Source organism: Streptococcus sp. Marseille-Q5112 (assembly GCF_916700555.1).
GTDB lineage: Bacteria > Bacillota > Bacilli > Lactobacillales > Streptococcaceae > Streptococcus > Streptococcus symci.
In genome coordinates, this window is sequence record NZ_CAKAKP010000006.1 from 16353 (window position 1) to 33556 (window position 17204).

Consider the following 17204-nt stretch of genomic DNA (forward strand, 5'->3'; position numbering starts at 1 on the left):
ACTTATTTTTTCAAGAGATGTCTGTTAAAACAGTCAAAAACAATCAATCTGAAACGTGTCTACTAAGTGGATAGAATATTTTTTCTGCAAAACGCTTGACATATTTCTAAAACATGATAAAATAATAGTCGTAAGGGCGAATAAAATCGCTTTCAAACAATAACGAAATTTTATATAAGGAGATTTTTGCAAATGAACAATCAGGAAATTGCAAAAAAAGTCATCGATGCCTTGGGCGGACGTGAAAATGTCAACAGTGTTGCCCACTGTGCGACTCGTCTTCGTGTCATGGTCAAAGATGAAGGAAAAATCAATAAAGAAGTGATTGAGAACTTGGAAAAAGTTCAAGGTGCGTTCTTTAACTCAGGTCAATACCAAATCATCTTTGGTACAGGTACAGTTAACAAAATGTACGATGAAGTTGTTGCACTTGGTTTGCCAACATCATCTAAAGATGACATGAAAGCAGAAGCTGCTAAACAAGGGAACTGGTTCCAACGTGCTATCCGTACTTTCGGTGACGTTTTCGTTCCAATCATCCCAGTTATCGTAGCGACAGGTCTCTTCATGGGTGTGCGTGGTCTCTTGACTGCTCTTGGAATGACACTTCCAGCTGATGTGACAACTTACACTCAAATCTTGACAGATACAGCCTTTATCATCTTGCCAGGTTTGGTTGTGTGGTCAACCTTCCGTGTATTCGGTGGAAATCCAGCCGTTGGTATTGTTCTTGGTATGATGCTTGTTTCTGGCTCACTTCCAAACGCTTGGGCAGTCGCTTCAGGTGGTGAAGTAACAGCTATGAACTTCTTTGGTTTCATCCCTGTTGTTGGTTTGCAAGGTTCAGTTCTTCCAGCCTTCATCATCGGGGTTGTCGGAGCTAAATTTGAAAAAGCTGTCCGCAAGGTTGTTCCAGATGTGATTGACCTCTTAGTAACGCCATTCGTGACACTTTTGGTTATGTCTATCCTTGGACTCTTTGTCATCGGACCAGTCTTCCACGTCGTTGAAAACTACATCCTTATCGCTACAAAAGCGATCCTCAGCTTGCCATTTGGTCTTGGTGGTTTCTTGATCGGTGGGGTTCACCAATTGATCGTCGTGTCAGGTGTGCACCACATCTTCAACTTGCTTGAAGTTCAATTGCTTGCTGCTGACCATGCTAACCCATTTAACGCGATCATCACAGCTGCTATGACAGCTCAAGGTGCTGCGACTGTTGCGGTTGGTGTTAAAACTAAAAATCCAAAACTGAAAACACTTGCTTTCCCAGCTGCTCTTTCTGCCTTCCTAGGTATTACAGAGCCTGCTATCTTCGGGGTGAACTTGCGCTTCCGTAAACCATTCTTCCTTTCATTGATTGCTGGTGCAATCGGTGGTGGATTGGCTTCTATCCTTGGACTTGCTGGTACTGGTAATGGTATCACCATCATCCCTGGTACAATGCTTTACATCGGTAACGGACAACTTCCACAATACCTTCTTATGGTAGCTGTATCATTTGCACTTGGTTTTGCTCTTACTTACATGTTTGGTTATGAGGATGAAAAAGAAGTTGCTACTGAAGTAGAGACAGAACGTTTGGTCCAAGAAGAAACAACTGGTAACATTCCAGCATCTCTTCAAAATGAAACACTTGTAACTCCTATCGTTGGTGATGTTGTCGCTCTTGCTGATGTCAATGACCCAGTCTTCTCAAGTGGAGCTATGGGACAAGGTATCGCTGTGAAACCAAGCCAAGGTGTGGTATATGCACCAGCTGATGCTGAAGTTTCAATTGCCTTTCCAACAGGACACGCTTTTGGTTTGAAAACAACTGATGGTGCTGAAGTCTTGATCCACGTTGGTATCGACACTGTAACAATGAACGGTGAAGGTTTTGAAGCAAAAGTTGCTCAAGGTGACAAGGTTAAAGCTGGCGATGTTCTTGGAACATTTGACTCAAATAAAATCGCTGCAGCTGGACTTGATGATACAACAATGGTTATCGTTACAAATACAGCTGACTACGCTTCAGTAGCTCCAGTCGCAACAGGTTCAGTTGCGAAGGGGGATGCTGTGATCGAAGTGAAAATCTAATCAATCCTCTCTAATGTGAAAACGAACAAATGACATGTTTGTTCGTTTTTGCTTGAATGGTAAGATTTACAGAGGAAAATCTAAAAAATAGAGAAATTTAGACTTTCGAAATATGCTATAATAAAGAAAATAAAAACAAGAGGTTTATCATGACAAAATTATATGGAAGCTTGGAAGCGGGCGGTACAAAGTTTGTCTGTGCTGTCGGTGATGAAAACTTTAACGTTGTAGAAAAAACACAATTTCCAACAACAACTCCAATCGAAACAATCGATAAAACCATCGAGTTCTTCTCAAAATTCGATAATCTTGCTGGTCTTGCAGTTGGTTCATTTGGTCCGATTGATATTGATAAAAACTCAAAAACCTATGGCTTTATCACGACGACTCCAAAACCAAACTGGGCAAATGTGGACTTGCTTGGTGCCCTTCGTCGCGCCCTCAACGTGCCAATGTACTTCACTACAGACGTAAACAGCTCTGCTTATGGTGAAGTGGTTGCCCGTAATAATGCTGGTGGTCGTATCGAAAACTTGGTTTACTACACAATCGGTACAGGTATCGGTGCAGGTGTTATCCAACGTGGTGAGTTTATCGGCGGTGTGGGTCACCCTGAAATGGGTCATTACTATGTGGCTAGACACCCAATGGATATTGAAAAAGAGTTTAAGGGTGTTTGTCCTTTCCATAAGGGATGTCTGGAAGGCTATGCAGCTGGTCCAAGTTTGGAAGCTCGTACAGGTGTTCGTGGGGAAAATATTGAACTCAACAACCCTGTTTGGGATGTTCAAGCCTACTATATCGCTCAAGCTGCGGTTAATGCGACAGTGACTTTCCGCCCAGACGTGATTGTCTTTGGTGGAGGGGTCATGGCTCAACAACACATGCTGGACCGTGTCCGTGAGAAATTTACAGCTCTTCTCAATGGTTACCTACCAGTACCAGATGTGCGTGAATATATCGTGACTCCAGCAGTCGCAGGAAATGGTTCTGCCACACTTGGGAACTTTGTCCTTGCAAAAGAAGTTTCAAAATAAACCACAAAATCCGCTTGGGAAACCAAACGGATTTTTTACATGTCAAAGCATTTGCCAGAAAAAGTCAATAATATAGGTCAGACCGTAGGTATAAACCACGAGGGTAAAGGGCTTAGTCAGAATGATGATGGTCATATAGCGCTTGAAGCTCATCTTGGTCAGGGCAGCTAGCATACAGAGAAAGTCAGCTGGACTAATGGGCCAAATCATCATAAAAATAAAGAAACGGTCAAAACGATTGCCCTTATCCAACCAACCGATATACTTGTCATAGGTGCGCTTGCTGACGACAGACTGGACAAAGGCAGCTCCGTAGAGGCGCACCAGATAAAAGATAATGGCACAGCCAATCACGATGCCGATATAGTTGTAGATTGTCCCGATGATGTGACCGTAGATAAAGACACCAGCCACCGAGGTCAAGGCTCCTGGAATGATAGGGACGACAGTCTGTAAAATCTGTAAAAAGATAAAGAGAGGTGGACCCCAGATACCTGCCTGCTGGATAAAGGCAGAGAGGGTTTCCTTAGACTGTAAAATCCCAGCCTGATAAGCCCAAATACAGAAAATTAAACTCCCAACCCCACCGACAATTGATGAGACATTGATAACTCGCTGCAGAAGGGGAGAGACAGCTTTCATTTGTTTATTCTGTGACATGTAAACTCCTCATAGATAGTATAATTCTACTATACCATATTTTGGAGGAGAAAGGGGGAATGGGTTGTTTTTGGATTAGAGTGAAGGTCAAGAATTTAAATCTAATTTTATTCCAATTATAAAATTTAAGAACGGGTTTCATGATATAATGTGTATAAGTAAATTGATATCGGAGAAAATAAATGAAGTCAACAATAGATAAAATTAATAAATTTAGGGATGATCGGGATTGGAGAAAATTTCACAATGAAAAAGATTTAGCTATATCCATTTCACTGGAAGCTAGTGAACTTTTAGAATTGTTTCAATGGAAGCAGTCTGAAGAAGTTACAACAAATTCTCTTGAAAGAATTAAAGAAGAACTAGCAGATGTGCTAATATATTCAATGATGTTAGCTGATAATTTACAACTGGATATAGAACAGATTATTGAAGAAAAATTAGAAAAAAATAAAGCGAAATATCCTGTTAAATTAAGTAAGGGGAATAATAAAAAATATACTGAGTTGGAGAAATAATGGTAAAAATACAAAGTCCAATCGTTAGAGAAATAGACTATACCAGCAACTCGCTGGTGAAACTTAAAAACCAATTTAAATTTAATGAAAATAAAAATGATTTAAAATTTTTATTTGATTATCCGGTAGTTTATATTGTTAACGATGAGAAAAAGAATCGATTTAGTGTGTACATAGGTGAAACAACTGATATAATTCGGCGAACAAGTCAACACTTAATTGACGATATAAAAAAAGAAAATAGAGATGATTGGAGAGATTTTGCAACATCTTCGACAACGAAGATGTTTGTAATTGGTCACAATCATTTTAATAAGTCGTTAACTCTAGATATAGAAAATCGCTTAATGCTATATTTATCAAGTGTCGATAATGTAACCAGGGTACAAAATAGAAGAGGAAATCCTCAAAATGAATATTATACATCCGATGAGTTAGATTCAATTTTTTCAAAAATTTGGCGTTCATTAAATAAAAAAAATCACTTTTTATTTCCTGCTGAAAGTATTGTTAGAAATTCTGCTATTTTCAAATCTTCACCTTTTCATAAATTAACCAATGAGCAAATAAAAGCAAAAAATGAGATCATTTTTAAAATTACTTCAGCTCTTAGTAAGAATGAACTTGGAACTTTAATCTTAGTTAAAGGAGAAGCTGGTGCTGGGAAAACGGTACTGATGAGTTCTTTAATAGACGATTTATTGAATTCTGATGATACAGAATTCATAAGAGAAAATAATACTATAAATCTAGTTGTCAATCATGACGACCAATTAAGTGTCTATAAAGAAATTGAGAAAAAACTTGAGTGGAAAAGTGGGTTAAATCTTGATGTTGCTATGAAACCAACCCAGTTTCTAAATGCACTGAAAAAACAAGATGTAGATGCTGGTATAGTCGTTATTGATGAAGGGCACTTACTTTTGACAGCAAAAAACCAAGCTTATCAAGGCGGCAATCATTTAAAGGATATTCTTTCAAAATCTAAAGTAGTTGTTCTAGTTTACGATGATAATCAAATAATGAATAAATCTCAAATATGGGTAGATGATTCATTTTTGACTTTACAGCATCAAGCGAGGTTGTCTGGTAATTTAATCGAATTAAATAATCAAATGCGTATAAGAGCTAGTGAATCTACAATTAGTTGGATTAGAAATATTATTGATAAAAGAGAAATTACCAAATTAAAAGAAGACAAGAACTATGATATCCAGATATTTAATTCTCCAAAGGAATTACAAGATGCTATTAAATTAAAAGATAAGAATCAACACTTAGGAATTTCTAGGTTAATAGCAACCTATGATTGGGATTATAGTAGTCAATCTAAACCAATAGATAAAGAGTATTGGTGTGTGGAAATAGACGACTGGTCATGTCCTTGGAATAGAGAATTACGTAGGGATAAAAAAGACTCTAAACTTTCTTGGATCGAACAATCCCAAACAATTAATGAAGTAGGTTCAACTTTTACTGTTCAAGGTTTTGATTTGAATTACGCCGGGGTAATTATTGGTCCATCAGTCAAATATAGAAATGGTGAAATTAAGTTCGATATTTCTGCTAGTAAAAATAAAGGTGCAGTTCAAAATAGAAAACTCGACAATGGTGAAATGAGAAACTTTGGTGCAGATCTTTTAAAAAATGAATTAAATGTTTTACTAACAAGAGGAGTAAATGGCCTGTATATATACGCAGTAGATGAAGAACTTCAAGCAGCTTTAAAAGATGCAATTTTATAAGAATATAAGGTAGGGATAGATTTTTTTGAATCCAAACATGGTATAATGTCAGTTATGAATAATAACAACCAACGTGCCCTTTGCCAGCAACTCTGGGCTAGAAACAAATACCTCGTTTTGAGCCATTCCAGCAATATTTACAATGAGATTCGCCAATACTTGAAGAATGAAGAGGTGGAGGTCAGTCATGTTCAAGAACTGATCGATCGTGCCTGTCAAATCCCTGAGCATAGAGGTCAGGTCTGCAATGCCTTTCAGCATATTTGGGGCTATTTCAAAAAGAAAGCGACAGATGCTGAGCGCAAGGACTACATGCTCTTACTGGATCGCTACCGCTTTGGTCAGGTTTCTAAGGAAGACTTGATCACTAAGAGTCGAGGTTTGCTTGATCGCTATCCCAATACCTACTTGCAACATTCGACTTTACTGAAAGGAAATTGTCATGAGACTTTGGCATGAGGCTTTGATTTCACAGCTTCCTCGTCCTCAACTCTTGGGGCAACATCGAGAGTGTTGCGCCCTGCGTGGCAATGGCTGGGGCAGAAAGCATGCGACGGTGGACTATGTCTTTACTCACTCTCCCTATCGTCTCTATGCCTATCATGACTTGATCATGAAGGAGATGGTTAAACGATGCTTTAAGGTCAGTCCAGAATGGCTGGACAAGAACTACCGTGGCAAGACCTGCCCTCCTTATCAAGACTTAGTAGAGGAAAAGCTGAAAAGTCCTATCTATAGTGAACATGATGCTACTTACTATGAGGAGTGTCTGGTAAATCTCCGAGAAAAGGGGATAGAGCTGGAATAATAGTAAGGATTGCCTTCAATTTATAACTCTTCTCATAATTTTTTCGAATAATAAAGATGAGACCTTTAGAGTTTTTCTAAGGTCTTCTTTTTATGAGTGTCCAGATTTACTTTTAATAACTTTTGAGTTATAATTTTAAAAAAGCCAAACGTGAACTGAAGGACTTAAAAGAAAGAGGGGTAAGTGATGAAGAATAGTGCTATCGGGAGTAATTGGAAGGATGTCCGCTCTGAGCTCTTTACCAAGGAGGAAATCCTTGAAAGTGATATGCGAGTGGCTATTATGAGTGAGTTGATAGTAGCTAGACATGAGCAAGGAATCAGTCAGAAAAAGCTGGAAGAACTGAGTGGAGTAAGCCAGCCTGTCATAGCTAGGATGGAAACAGGAAAGACAAGTCCTCAGTTGGACACAGTCTTAAAAGTCCTAGCCAGTTTAGGAAAGACACTAGTAGTCGTCCCACTTGAACAGGGGAAAATTGACTAGAATCAGTTATAGTCTTTTCTAATAACAAGTCATAGTCACTTATAAGAATTACTAATAACGTGTTTGAGCATTCTAACAAAAATACAGCAAAAAGCAAGTTATACAAAGGATTTGAGGCATGTGTCTCAAGTCTTTTTCTTTTGTCTAAAATGGAGATATAGTTTCAAACTATATCAAAGCCTAATTTTTTACAATTATACAGATGATTCCTTTTCTGTTAAGATAGTTTCAACAACAAATTTTGGAGGACACATCATGTCAACTACAATCATCGGTTTCCCTCGTTTGGGCGAATTCCGCGAATTAAAATTTACAACTGAAAAATACTTTAGAAAAGAAATCTCAGAAGAAGAACTCTTGGCAGCAGCAAAAGACTTGCGTGCGAAACACTGGAACATTGTCAAAGAAAAAGGCATCACTGAAATTCCATCAAATGACTTTTCTCACTATGACAACTTCCTAGATGCAGCTTTCCTTTTCAACGTGGTACCTGCTTCAGTTCAAAACTTGGACTTGTCTGACCTTGAGCGCTACTTCGCTTTGGGTCGTGGTTACCAAGGAGAAAAAGGGGACGTTCGTGCCCTTCCAATGAAGAAATGGTTTAATACCAACTACCACTACATCGTTCCTAAATTTGAAAAAGACACTCAAGTAAAATTGGCTGGTCACAAGATCTTTGATGAGTTCCAAGAAGCCAAAGAACTTGGATTGGACACTCGTCCTGTTCTTGTAGGTCCATTCACTTTCCTTCAATTGTCAGACTTTGAAGAAGGTGTGAAAGCAGAAGATTTCGTAGACAGCTTTGTAGCTGCTTACCAAGAAGTTTTTGCTAAATTGGCTGAACTTGGTGCGACTCGCATCCAACTCGACGAAGCGGCTCTTGTAAAAGACTTGACAGCTGAAGAAAAAGCACTCTTCTTGAACCTCTACAACAAGCTTTTGGCTGACAAAAAAGGTCTTGAAGTCTTGCTTCAAACTTACTTCGGAGATGTTCGTGACGTTTACGCTGACCTTGTAAACTTGCCAGTAGATGCTATCGGTCTTGACTTCGTTGAAGGTAAGAAAACTCTTGAATTGGTTAAAGGTGGTTTCCCAGCTGACAAGACTCTTTATGCAGGTATTGTCAATGGTAAAAACATCTGGCGCAACAACTACGAAAAGAGCTTGGCCGTTCTTGAGCAAATTCCAGCTGAAAACATTGTATTGACAAGCTCATGCTCACTTCTTCATGTGCCATTTACAACTGCTAATGAAGAATTTGAACCAGCAATCTTGCACCACTTTGCCTTTGCAGTTGAAAAATTGGATGAGATTCGTGATTTGGATGCTATCCGCAATGGTCAAGGTGAAGAAGCACTTGCAGCCAACAAAGAACTCTTTGCGACTGAGCGTGTTGGTGAAAATGCTGAACTTCGTGCGCGTATCGCTGGCTTGACAGACGCAGACTACACTCGTTTGCCAGCCTTTGCAGAACGTGAAGCTATCCAAGAAGAAGCTTTCAAACTTCCAGCTCTTCCAACAACAACAATCGGTTCATTCCCTCAAACTAAAGAAGTTCGTGCCAAACGTTTGGCTTACCGTAAAGGTGAATTGTCTCAAGAAGAGTACGATGCTTTCCTTGCTGAAACTATTGATGAATGGATCAAATGGCAAGAAGATATCGACTTTGATGTCCTTGTTCACGGTGAGTTCGAGCGTAATGACATGGTTGAGTACTTCGGTCAAAACTTGTCAGGTTACCTCTTCTCTAAAAATGGTTGGGTACAGTCATACGGTATGCGTGGGGTGAAACCACCAATCATTTGGGGTGATGTTACTCGTCTTAACCCTATCACTGTTAAATGGTCTAGCTATGCACAAAGCCGTACAAACAAACCTGTTAAAGGTATGTTGACTGGACCTGTTACCATCCTTAACTGGTCATTCCCACGTGAAGACATCTCTATCAAGGATTCTACTCTTCAAATCGCCCTTGCTATCAAGGATGAAGTACTTGACCTTGAAGCTGCTGGTGTGAAGATCATCCAAATCGATGAGGCTGCTCTTCGTGAAAAATTGCCACTTCGTCGTAGCGACTGGTACGAAGATTACCTTGACTGGGCTATTCCTGCCTTCCGCTTGGTACACTCAACAGTAGCGCCAGATACTCAAATCCACACTCACATGTGTTACTCAGAATTTACAGATATCATCCCAGCTATCGACAACATGGATGCAGATGTTATTTCCTTTGAAGCTAGCCGTTCAAACCTTGAAATCTTGGACGAACTCAAAGCGAAAAACTTCCAAACAGAAGTAGGACCTGGGGTTTACGATATCCACTCACCTCGTGTGCCAAATGAAGGCGAAATCGACCATACAATCGAAGCCATCCTTGCTAAAGTGCCAAGCAAGAAAGTTTGGATCAACCCTGACTGTGGTTTGAAAACACGTGGTATTCCAGAAACAAAAGAAAGCTTGATCCGCCTTGTTGAAGCAGCTAAAGCTGCGCGTGAGAAATTGTAAGATAGGATTTCTCAAGAAGCGCTGTTTGGTCAATCTGCCTGTTTCACTTGGATTCTAGGAATCCAGCTAACGAAAAAATCAACTAGAAAAGGATAATGACTATGTCACGCCAAACACCGTCACTCTCATTTGAAGTGTTCCCTCCAAATCCAGCCGTGGGTAATGATAACATTATTTCTGCTCTTCAAGATATGCAGGAGTTGGCTCCTCACTTTATCAGTGTAACTGCCAGCAATAATAAATTTAATATCAAGGAAACGACGGTTCGTTTGGCTGACTTTATCCAAAATGACTTGGCGATTCCGACTATTGCTCACTTGCCAGCCATCTATTTGACCAAGGATAAGGTTGCTGAAACTATTGCAGACTTGGACAAGGTTGGGGTGCAGAAAATCTTGGCTCTTCGTGGGGATATTATTCCTGATGTGGAACCACAAAAGGATTTCCGCTACGCAACTGACTTGATCGAGTTCATCAAGGAACAAGCCCCTCACTTTGATATTGTTGGCGCTTGTTATCCAGAAGGCCATCCAGATTCACCAAATCAGATTTCAGATATCCAAAATCTCAAGAAGAAAGTAGATGCAGGTTGTTCTAGCCTCGTAACTCAACTTTTCTTTGACAATGAGCGCTTCTATGATTTTCAGGACAAGTGCATCTTGGCTGGGATTGATGTTCCTATTCATGCAGGGATTATGCCAATTTTGAATCGAAATCAGGCTCTCCGCCTCTTGAAGACTTGTGAGAATATCCATCTTCCACGCAAATTTAAAGCCATCTTAGACAAGTATGAGCATGACCCTGAGTCGCTCAGAGCAGCAGGACTTGCCTATGCGGTCGACCAAATCGTGGACTTGGTAACTCAGGATGTTGCAGGTGTGCATCTCTACACTATGAACAATGCAGAAACAGCAAAACACATCCACCAAGCAACTCATGCCTTGTTTAATCATCAGTCTCTAGGATAATAAAAAGCAAACCATTCTTCTCAAGTGAGGGGAATGGTTCCTTTTTAATGGTAAAGACCGCACTTTTTAAGAAAAATATGATAAAATAGACTCTGTACGTACTTGATACAAAGATGAGGGTATTAAAAAAATAATGCATTTAAACCAAAAGTCTTAGATGTTTTAGCATCAGATCTTTCTGATAACTAACGGTAGGAAAGAGCGACACGAGCGAGTCAAATCGATATTATTTGACGAGAGAGTTAGTAAAGCATTTAGCTAATCGCCTGATAGCGATTAGCGTGAAAGGATTAGATACTTTAGTATCAAACCTTTCTAATGATTTGTATCTTGAGAATTGAACCTGGCCGAAAAGCTGTGTAAAAAAGATAAACTGTCTTGTCTTCATCGAAGACTTCGTCAGTTTCCTATTTTTACTTTGCTTTTGACGCCCTTGGTATCTTGAGTAATTGAACACGGGCTAAATCCCTAGTGAAAAAGATAGATTTCCTAGTGTGCATCGCACACTGCGTCAATCTCCTATTTTCATACGGGATTCTTTACGCCCTTGGTATCCTGTGTAACTGAACACGCCTACAACTCTGTGGAAAAAGATAAATCTACCTAGGAGCAGTCGCTCCGTCGTTCGATTTCCTATTTTCCTTTGAGTTGCTTTACGGCTTAGTATCTTGATTTTTGTAGGCAAGGCGTATAATTTCATCAATCCAAAGGGGATTAAAATGACAAAACAAGTGTTTCAAACGACTTTTGCGGGTCGTGAGTTAATTGTAGAGACTGGTCAGGTTGCTAAGCAGGCGAATGGCGCAGTTGTCGTACGTTACGGTGAGTCAACTGTCTTGACTGCTGCCGTTATGTCTAAGAAGATGGCAACTGGAGATTTCTTCCCTCTCCAAGTCAACTACGAAGAAAAAATGTATGCAGCTGGGAAGTTTCCTGGTGGCTTTATGAAACGTGAAGGACGTCCTTCAACAGATGCGACTTTGACAGCGCGTTTGATTGACCGTCCAATCCGTCCTATGTTTGCGGAAGGATTCCGTAATGAAGTACAAGTCATCAACACCGTGCTTTCTTATGATGAAAATGCATCTGCACCAATGGCTGCTATGTTTGGTTCATCATTGGCATTGTCTATTTCAGATATCCCATTTGACGGCCCAATTGCTGGGGTACAAGTAGGTTATGTAGATGGCCAAATCATCATCAACCCTACGCAAGAACAAGCAGAGCAATCTCTCCTTGAATTGACAGTAGCTGGTACCAAACACGCCATCAACATGGTAGAGTCTGGTGCTAAAGAATTGTCAGAAGAAATCATGTTGGAAGCTCTTCTCAAAGGGCACGAAGCTGTCAAAGAATTGATTGCCTTCCAAGAAGAAATCGTTGCGGCAGTCGGTAAAGAAAAAGCAGAAGTAGAATTGCTTCATGTGGACGCTGACTTGCAGGCTGAAATTATCGCAGCCTACAACAGCGACCTCCAAAAGGCAGTTCAAGTAGAAGAAAAATTGGCTCGTGAAGCCGCAACTCAAGCAGTTAAGGACCAAGTTACTGCCGTTTACGAAGAAAAATATGTAGACCACGAAGAATTTGACCGTATCATGCGTGATGTGGCTGAAATCTTGGAACAAATGGAACACGCTGAAGTGCGCCGTTTGATCACAGAAGATAAGGTGCGGCCTGATGGTCGTAAGGTCGATGAAATCCGTCCTTTGGATGCGGTTGTTGACTTCCTTCCTCGTGTGCACGGCTCTGGTCTCTTCACTCGTGGACAAACTCAGGCTCTTTCAGTCTTGACCTTGGCTCCAATGGGAGAAACTCAAATCATTGATGGTTTGGATCCAGAGTACAAGAAACGCTTTATGCACCACTATAACTTCCCACAATACTCTGTTGGGGAAACTGGTCGTTACGGTGCGCCAGGTCGTCGTGAAATCGGTCACGGTGCTCTTGGTGAGCGTGCTCTTGCTCAAGTTTTGCCAAGTTTGGAAGAATTTCCATATGCTATCCGTTTGGTAGCAGAAGTTTTAGAATCAAATGGTTCTTCATCTCAAGCTTCTATCTGTGCGGGAACTCTTGCCCTTATGGCTGGTGGTGTGCCAATCAAGGCGCCAGTAGCAGGGATTGCCATGGGTCTCATCTCAGATGGAAACAACTACACAGTCTTGACAGATATCCAAGGTTTGGAAGACCACTTTGGAGACATGGACTTCAAGGTTGCAGGAACTCGTGACGGGATTACAGCCCTACAAATGGATATCAAAATTCAAGGGATTACTGCAGAAATCTTGACAGAAGCACTTGCCCAAGCCAAGAAAGCGCGTTTTGAAATCCTTGATGTGATTGAAGCAACCATTCCAGAAGTTCGTCCAGAATTGGCTCCAACTGCTCCGAAAATTGATACCATCAAGATTGATGTGGACAAGATTAAGATTGTCATCGGTAAGGGTGGAGAAACCATCGACAAGATTATCGCTGAAACAGGCGTTAAGATTGATATCGATGAAGAAGGAAATGTGTCTATCTACTCTAGCGACCAAGATGCTATTAACCGTGCCAAAGAAATCATTGCTGGTTTAGTCCGTGAAGCTAAGGTGGACGAAGTTTACCGTGCTAAAGTCGTTCGTATCGAGAAATTTGGTGCCTTTGTTAACCTTTTTGATAAGACAGATGCCCTTGTTCATATCTCTGAGATGGCTTGGACGCGTACCAATAATGTCGAAGACTTGGTAGCAATCGGGGATGAAGTTGATGTTAAGGTTATCAAGATTGATGAAAAAGGACGTGTGGATGCTTCTATGAAAGCTCTTCTTCCTCGTCCTCCAAAACCTGAACGTGATGAGAAAGGCGAAAAGTCTGAGAGACCTCACCGTCCACGTCATCACAAGGACCACAAACCTAAGAAAGAATTTACAGGAACACCAAAAGATTCAGAATAAGAAAAGGAGAAATGTATGGGATGGTGGCGCGAAACCATTGATATCGTAAAAGAAAATGATCCAGCGGCCCGCACCACTTTGGAGGTTTTGCTGACTTATCCAGGTGTCAAGGCCTTGGCGGCCCACCGTCTCTCGCATTTTCTCTGGAAGCATGGCTTCAAACTCCTGGCTCGTATGCACAGTCAGTTTTGGCGCTTCTGGACTCAGATTGAGATTCATCCAGGCGCCCAGATTGATTCAGGTGTCTTTATCGACCACGGCTCTGGTCTGGTGATTGGGGAAACAGCGATCGTTGAAAAAGGTGTTCTCCTTTATCACGGAGTGACTCTTGGTGGGACTGGTAAGGATGTTGGCAAACGCCATCCGACCGTTCGAAAGGGAGCACTCATATCAGCCCATGCCCAAGTTATCGGACCAGTAGAAATCGGTGAAAATGCCAAAGTCGGTGCTGCAGCAGTTGTTGTAGCAGACGTACCTAGTGATGTGACGGTTGTCGGTATTCCTGCTAAGATTGTCCGTGTACATGGTAAAAAGGATGAGCCGGTCATTCACGAAGTCGAAGAAAAACGAGAGTACTACGTCAATAAACTCGAGCAGGCTAAAGAAGCCAGTCACAGATCGTCTGGGTTGTAATTTATGATGATTCTTTTATCTATTAACATTTTTTAAAAGACGATATTCGACTGAGTAGGTCGTAAAGCAAAAGGGCGACTGTCAGCCCTTTTCTTGCATTTATTTGATTCTTCTTTTACTTTTTAGAAAGGAGCAAGGGATTCCGAAGTGTAGAGAGATTCGGACTGAAATTCAATTGAACTCTTAGTGATGAAACTAATTGTTCTTGGATTTCAGCTTTCCTGACTATGATTTATGATTAAAATTTACGATACCATGTCTCGTGATTTGCGAGAGTTTGTCCCGATTGAGGACGGCAAGGTCAAGATGTATGTTTGTGGGCCAACCGTTTACAACTATATCCATGTAGGGAATGCTCGTTCGACGGTAGCTTTTGATACCATTCGTCGTTATTTCGAATACCGTGGTTATGAGGTTGCCTATATTTCCAATTTTACGGATGTGGACGATAAGATTATCAACCGTGCCAAGGAAGAAGGTATCACGCCTCAGGAGGTTGCAGACAAGTACATCGCTGCCTTTCGTGAGGATGTGACGGCCTTGGGTGTCAAACCTGCGACTCGCCATCCTCGTGTAGTGGAGTTTATGGCTGACATTATCCGTTTTGTGGAAGACTTGATCGAGAAAGGCTTTGCCTATGAGAGTCAAGGAGATGTCTATTTCCGTGTGGAAAAATCTCATAACTATGCCAAGTTGGCCAATAAAACCTTGGAAGATTTGGAACTAGGTGCTTCAGGTCGTACCGATGAAGAAACGACTCGTAAGGAAAATCCTGTAGACTTTGCCCTATGGAAATCTGCCAAATCAGGCGAGATTTCTTGGGACAGTCCTTGGGGACCTGGTCGTCCAGGCTGGCATATCGAATGTTCGGTCATGTCAACAGAAATTTTGGGAGATACTATTGATATCCACGGTGGGGGAGCTGATCTGGAGTTTCCTCACCATACCAATGAAATTGCCCAGTCTGAAGCTAAAACAGGCAAGACTTTTGCTAACTACTGGATGCATAATGGTTTTGTCAATATCGACAATGTCAAGATGTCCAAGTCTTTAGGGAACTTTATCACAGTCCATGATGCCCTTAAAACTCTTGATGGGCAAGTACTTCGTTTCTTCTTTGCAACTCAGCATTACCGCAAGCCTATCAACTTTACGGAAAAGGCAGTGCGGGATGCAGAGACCAATCTCAAGTATCTGAAAAACACCTATGAGCAACCATTTACTGGAACTGTAGATGCTCAAGAGTTGCAAGCTTTTAAAGATAAGTTTGTAGCGGCTATGGATGAGGATTTCAACTCTGCTAACGGTATCACAGTTGTCTTTGAAATGGCCAAATGGATCAATTCAGGCAACTATGATACAAGTGTTAAGAAAGCTCTTGCGGATATGTTGGAAGTCTTTGGAATTGTCTTTGTTGAGGAAGTTTTGGATGCAGAGATTGAAGACTTGATCCAAAAACGCCAAGAAGCGCGTGCCAATCGTGACTTTGCTACAGCGGACCAGATCCGTGACCAATTGGCTGCTCAAGGGATTAAGCTCCTTGACACCAAAGATGGAGTGAGGTGGACTCGTGATTGATGTCAATCTCATTAACGGGATTGCGTTAGCTTTTGAGGGGGACGCGGTGTATTCTATGTATATTCGTCGTCACCTCATCCTCAAAGGTATGACCAAGCCCAATAAACTCCACCAAGAGGCGACCAAGTATGTCTCAGCCAAAGCTCAGGCTCGCCTGATTTCCCTTATGTTAGAGGAGCAAGTCCTGACGGAAAAAGAAGAAGAAATCTACAAACGTGGTCGCAATACCAATAGTCACACCAAGGCCAAAAATGCTGATGTGGTGACTTACCGTATGTCCACAGGTTTTGAAGCAGTCATGGGCTATCTCCATATGACTGAAAATCTGGAACGTCTTGAGAGCTTGATTTCGTGGTGCATCCAAAAAGTGGAGGGCTAGGACATGATGGCAAAAGAATTACAAGACTGGTTTCCTGAGGCTCAGATTTCAGACCAACCAGTAGAGAAAGAGGGCTATCTCACTCTCCCTTTAGCTTCTCAGCGGTGGATTTTGCTGGAGGAAGCTAGTCTCAGCGAGCGTGAGAAGCAGTTGATTTCTCTTTTGACCCAGCAGGAGCAGGCTCGTTCGCTCAATCCTTGGTATTCTTATCTGGTTGAGGGCAAGGGACAGGCACCGCAAGCTTTTAAAAAGATTCAGTTGGTTTATTGCCATCTTTCCTATTTTCAGCAAGAAAATCTAGATTCTTGGCTAGATATGATGCGGACTCTTTTTCCGAACTGTCAGACGGTGCTTCAAGTCGGAGCTCAGGATTATGTTTTCGTGCTTCAACAAGATAGATATACCTCTGTACGAGCTATTTTAAGTGATACGATTGAAGCGGTTGAGTATGACTTTGGACTGCGTCTCTCTATCATGTTAGGTCAGGTTTGGTCTCAGACAGGACATCAAGCCCTATCAGACTTGATTAAAGCGGAGCGCGATTTGTTTAAGACTTGGTGGCGTCAAGGTCACCAAGGTGTTCATACTTTTTCTCAGCTCTATCTTTGGAGTATGGGAGAAAGACTCGTTGACCTGAGAGTCATTAAAGAATGTCTGCACCAGATGATTTTGGATCAAGATCAGATTCAGGAAATCATTCTCTCTCTTTGGGAAAATAGTGCTGTTCTCACTAAAACAGCCCAGCAACTCTATCTGCACCGCAATTCTCTCCAATACAAGATTGATAAATGGGAAGAATTGACAGGGCTTCAGTTGAAGGAATTGACCGACCTGACCTTGTGTTATCAATTGATTTTACCAGATATTTTATAAAGTTT

At 41.2% G+C, this 17204-nt stretch carries 15 protein-coding genes; 14 read left to right on the plus strand and 1 reads right to left on the minus strand.

The annotated features are described in order from the left end of the window. Positions 1-192 precede the first annotated feature (192 nt). Positions 193-2079, plus strand: coding sequence for a sucrose-specific PTS transporter subunit IIBC (locus tag LG372_RS05500; protein ID WP_225742302.1), 1887 nt, complete (start codon positions 193-195; stop codon positions 2077-2079). A 149-nt stretch (positions 2080-2228) separates the two neighbouring features. After that, positions 2229-3116 carry a fructokinase ScrK gene (scrK, locus tag LG372_RS05505; RefSeq protein ID WP_049492068.1) on the plus strand — a complete coding sequence of 296 codons (888 nt, stop codon included), beginning with the start codon at positions 2229-2231 and terminating at the stop codon, positions 3114-3116. A gap of 42 nt (positions 3117-3158) precedes the next feature. Here scrK and LG372_RS05510 read toward each other — a convergent pair whose 3' ends face one another. Then, positions 3159-3776 carry a TVP38/TMEM64 family protein gene (locus LG372_RS05510; protein WP_225742303.1) on the minus strand — a complete coding sequence of 206 codons (618 nt, stop codon included), beginning with the start codon at positions 3774-3776 and terminating at the stop codon, positions 3159-3161. A 182-nt stretch (positions 3777-3958) separates the two neighbouring features. Between LG372_RS05510 and LG372_RS05515 the strand changes: the two genes are divergently transcribed. The 12 genes from LG372_RS05515 to LG372_RS05570 all read left to right on the plus strand — a co-directional run bounded on the left by LG372_RS05515 (position 3959) and on the right by LG372_RS05570 (position 17199). Continuing rightward, positions 3959-4294: a nucleotide pyrophosphohydrolase gene (locus tag LG372_RS05515; protein ID WP_115904926.1), complete on the plus strand. Its 336-nt coding sequence runs from the start codon at positions 3959-3961 to the stop codon at positions 4292-4294. After that, entirely contained in the window at positions 4294-6039 is a 1746-nt protein-coding gene (locus LG372_RS05520; RefSeq protein ID WP_115904925.1) for a DUF2075 domain-containing protein, read from the plus strand. The genes LG372_RS05515 and LG372_RS05520 overlap by 1 nt, the downstream gene beginning before the upstream one ends. Positions 6040-6093: 54 nt before the next feature. Next, positions 6094-6498, plus strand: coding sequence for a YbgA family protein (locus LG372_RS05525; protein WP_115904945.1), 405 nt, complete (start codon positions 6094-6096; stop codon positions 6496-6498). Continuing rightward, on the plus strand, positions 6482-6847 hold the full coding sequence (locus LG372_RS05530) for a TIGR02328 family protein (protein ID WP_115904924.1): 366 nt from the start codon (positions 6482-6484) through the stop codon (positions 6845-6847). Before LG372_RS05525 ends, LG372_RS05530 begins: the two co-directional genes overlap by 17 nt. 186 nt (positions 6848-7033) lie before the next feature. Beyond that, positions 7034-7330, plus strand: coding sequence for a helix-turn-helix domain-containing protein (locus LG372_RS05535; protein ID WP_225742304.1), 297 nt, complete (start codon positions 7034-7036; stop codon positions 7328-7330). A gap of 255 nt (positions 7331-7585) precedes the next feature. Continuing rightward, entirely contained in the window at positions 7586-9835 is a 2250-nt protein-coding gene (gene metE, locus LG372_RS05540; protein WP_225742305.1) for a 5-methyltetrahydropteroyltriglutamate--homocysteine S-methyltransferase, read from the plus strand. Positions 9836-9936: 101 nt separating this feature from the next. After that, positions 9937-10803, plus strand: coding sequence for a methylenetetrahydrofolate reductase [NAD(P)H] (metF, locus tag LG372_RS05545; protein WP_024057556.1), 867 nt, complete (start codon positions 9937-9939; stop codon positions 10801-10803). A 719-nt stretch (positions 10804-11522) separates the two neighbouring features. Continuing rightward, positions 11523-13736 carry a polyribonucleotide nucleotidyltransferase gene (pnp, locus tag LG372_RS05550; RefSeq protein ID WP_225742306.1) on the plus strand — a complete coding sequence of 738 codons (2214 nt, stop codon included), beginning with the start codon at positions 11523-11525 and terminating at the stop codon, positions 13734-13736. 15 nt (positions 13737-13751) lie between these two features. Next, a complete protein-coding gene (cysE, locus tag LG372_RS05555; RefSeq protein WP_000539979.1) occupies positions 13752-14369 on the plus strand; it encodes a serine O-acetyltransferase in 618 nt (205 codons plus the stop codon). Positions 14370-14603: 234 nt separating this feature from the next. Next, positions 14604-15947: a cysteine--tRNA ligase gene (cysS, locus tag LG372_RS05560; RefSeq protein ID WP_225742307.1), complete on the plus strand. Its 1344-nt coding sequence runs from the start codon at positions 14604-14606 to the stop codon at positions 15945-15947. Next, on the plus strand, positions 15940-16326 hold the full coding sequence (locus LG372_RS05565; RefSeq protein ID WP_000567927.1) for a Mini-ribonuclease 3: 387 nt from the start codon (positions 15940-15942) through the stop codon (positions 16324-16326). The genes cysS and LG372_RS05565 overlap by 8 nt, the downstream gene beginning before the upstream one ends. A 3-nt stretch (positions 16327-16329) precedes the next feature. After that, the gene (locus tag LG372_RS05570) at positions 16330-17199 is read left to right on the plus strand and encodes a helix-turn-helix domain-containing protein (RefSeq protein WP_225742308.1); all 870 of its coding nucleotides are present in this window, start codon (positions 16330-16332) and stop codon (positions 17197-17199) included. The last annotated feature ends 5 nt before the right edge of the window (positions 17200-17204 follow it).

Coding starts and splice junctions, on each gene's coding strand:
- LG372_RS05500 (WP_225742302.1), top strand. CDS start 193: ATGAACAATCAGGAAATTGCAAAAAAAGTCATCGATGCCTTGGGCGGA.
- scrK (WP_049492068.1), top strand. CDS start 2,229: ATGACAAAATTATATGGAAGCTTGGAAGCGGGCGGTACAAAGTTTGTC.
- LG372_RS05510 (WP_225742303.1), bottom strand. CDS start 3,776: ATGTCACAGAATAAACAAATGAAAGCTGTCTCTCCCCTTCTGCAGCGA.
- LG372_RS05515 (WP_115904926.1), top strand. CDS start 3,959: ATGAAGTCAACAATAGATAAAATTAATAAATTTAGGGATGATCGGGAT.
- LG372_RS05520 (WP_115904925.1), top strand. CDS start 4,294: ATGGTAAAAATACAAAGTCCAATCGTTAGAGAAATAGACTATACCAGC.
- LG372_RS05525 (WP_115904945.1), top strand. CDS start 6,094: ATGAATAATAACAACCAACGTGCCCTTTGCCAGCAACTCTGGGCTAGA.
- LG372_RS05530 (WP_115904924.1), top strand. CDS start 6,482: ATGAGACTTTGGCATGAGGCTTTGATTTCACAGCTTCCTCGTCCTCAA.
- LG372_RS05535 (WP_225742304.1), top strand. CDS start 7,034: ATGAAGAATAGTGCTATCGGGAGTAATTGGAAGGATGTCCGCTCTGAG.
- metE (WP_225742305.1), top strand. CDS start 7,586: ATGTCAACTACAATCATCGGTTTCCCTCGTTTGGGCGAATTCCGCGAA.
- metF (WP_024057556.1), top strand. CDS start 9,937: ATGTCACGCCAAACACCGTCACTCTCATTTGAAGTGTTCCCTCCAAAT.
- pnp (WP_225742306.1), top strand. CDS start 11,523: ATGACAAAACAAGTGTTTCAAACGACTTTTGCGGGTCGTGAGTTAATT.
- cysE (WP_000539979.1), top strand. CDS start 13,752: ATGGGATGGTGGCGCGAAACCATTGATATCGTAAAAGAAAATGATCCA.
- cysS (WP_225742307.1), top strand. CDS start 14,604: ATGATTAAAATTTACGATACCATGTCTCGTGATTTGCGAGAGTTTGTC.
- LG372_RS05570 (WP_225742308.1), top strand. CDS start 16,330: ATGATGGCAAAAGAATTACAAGACTGGTTTCCTGAGGCTCAGATTTCA.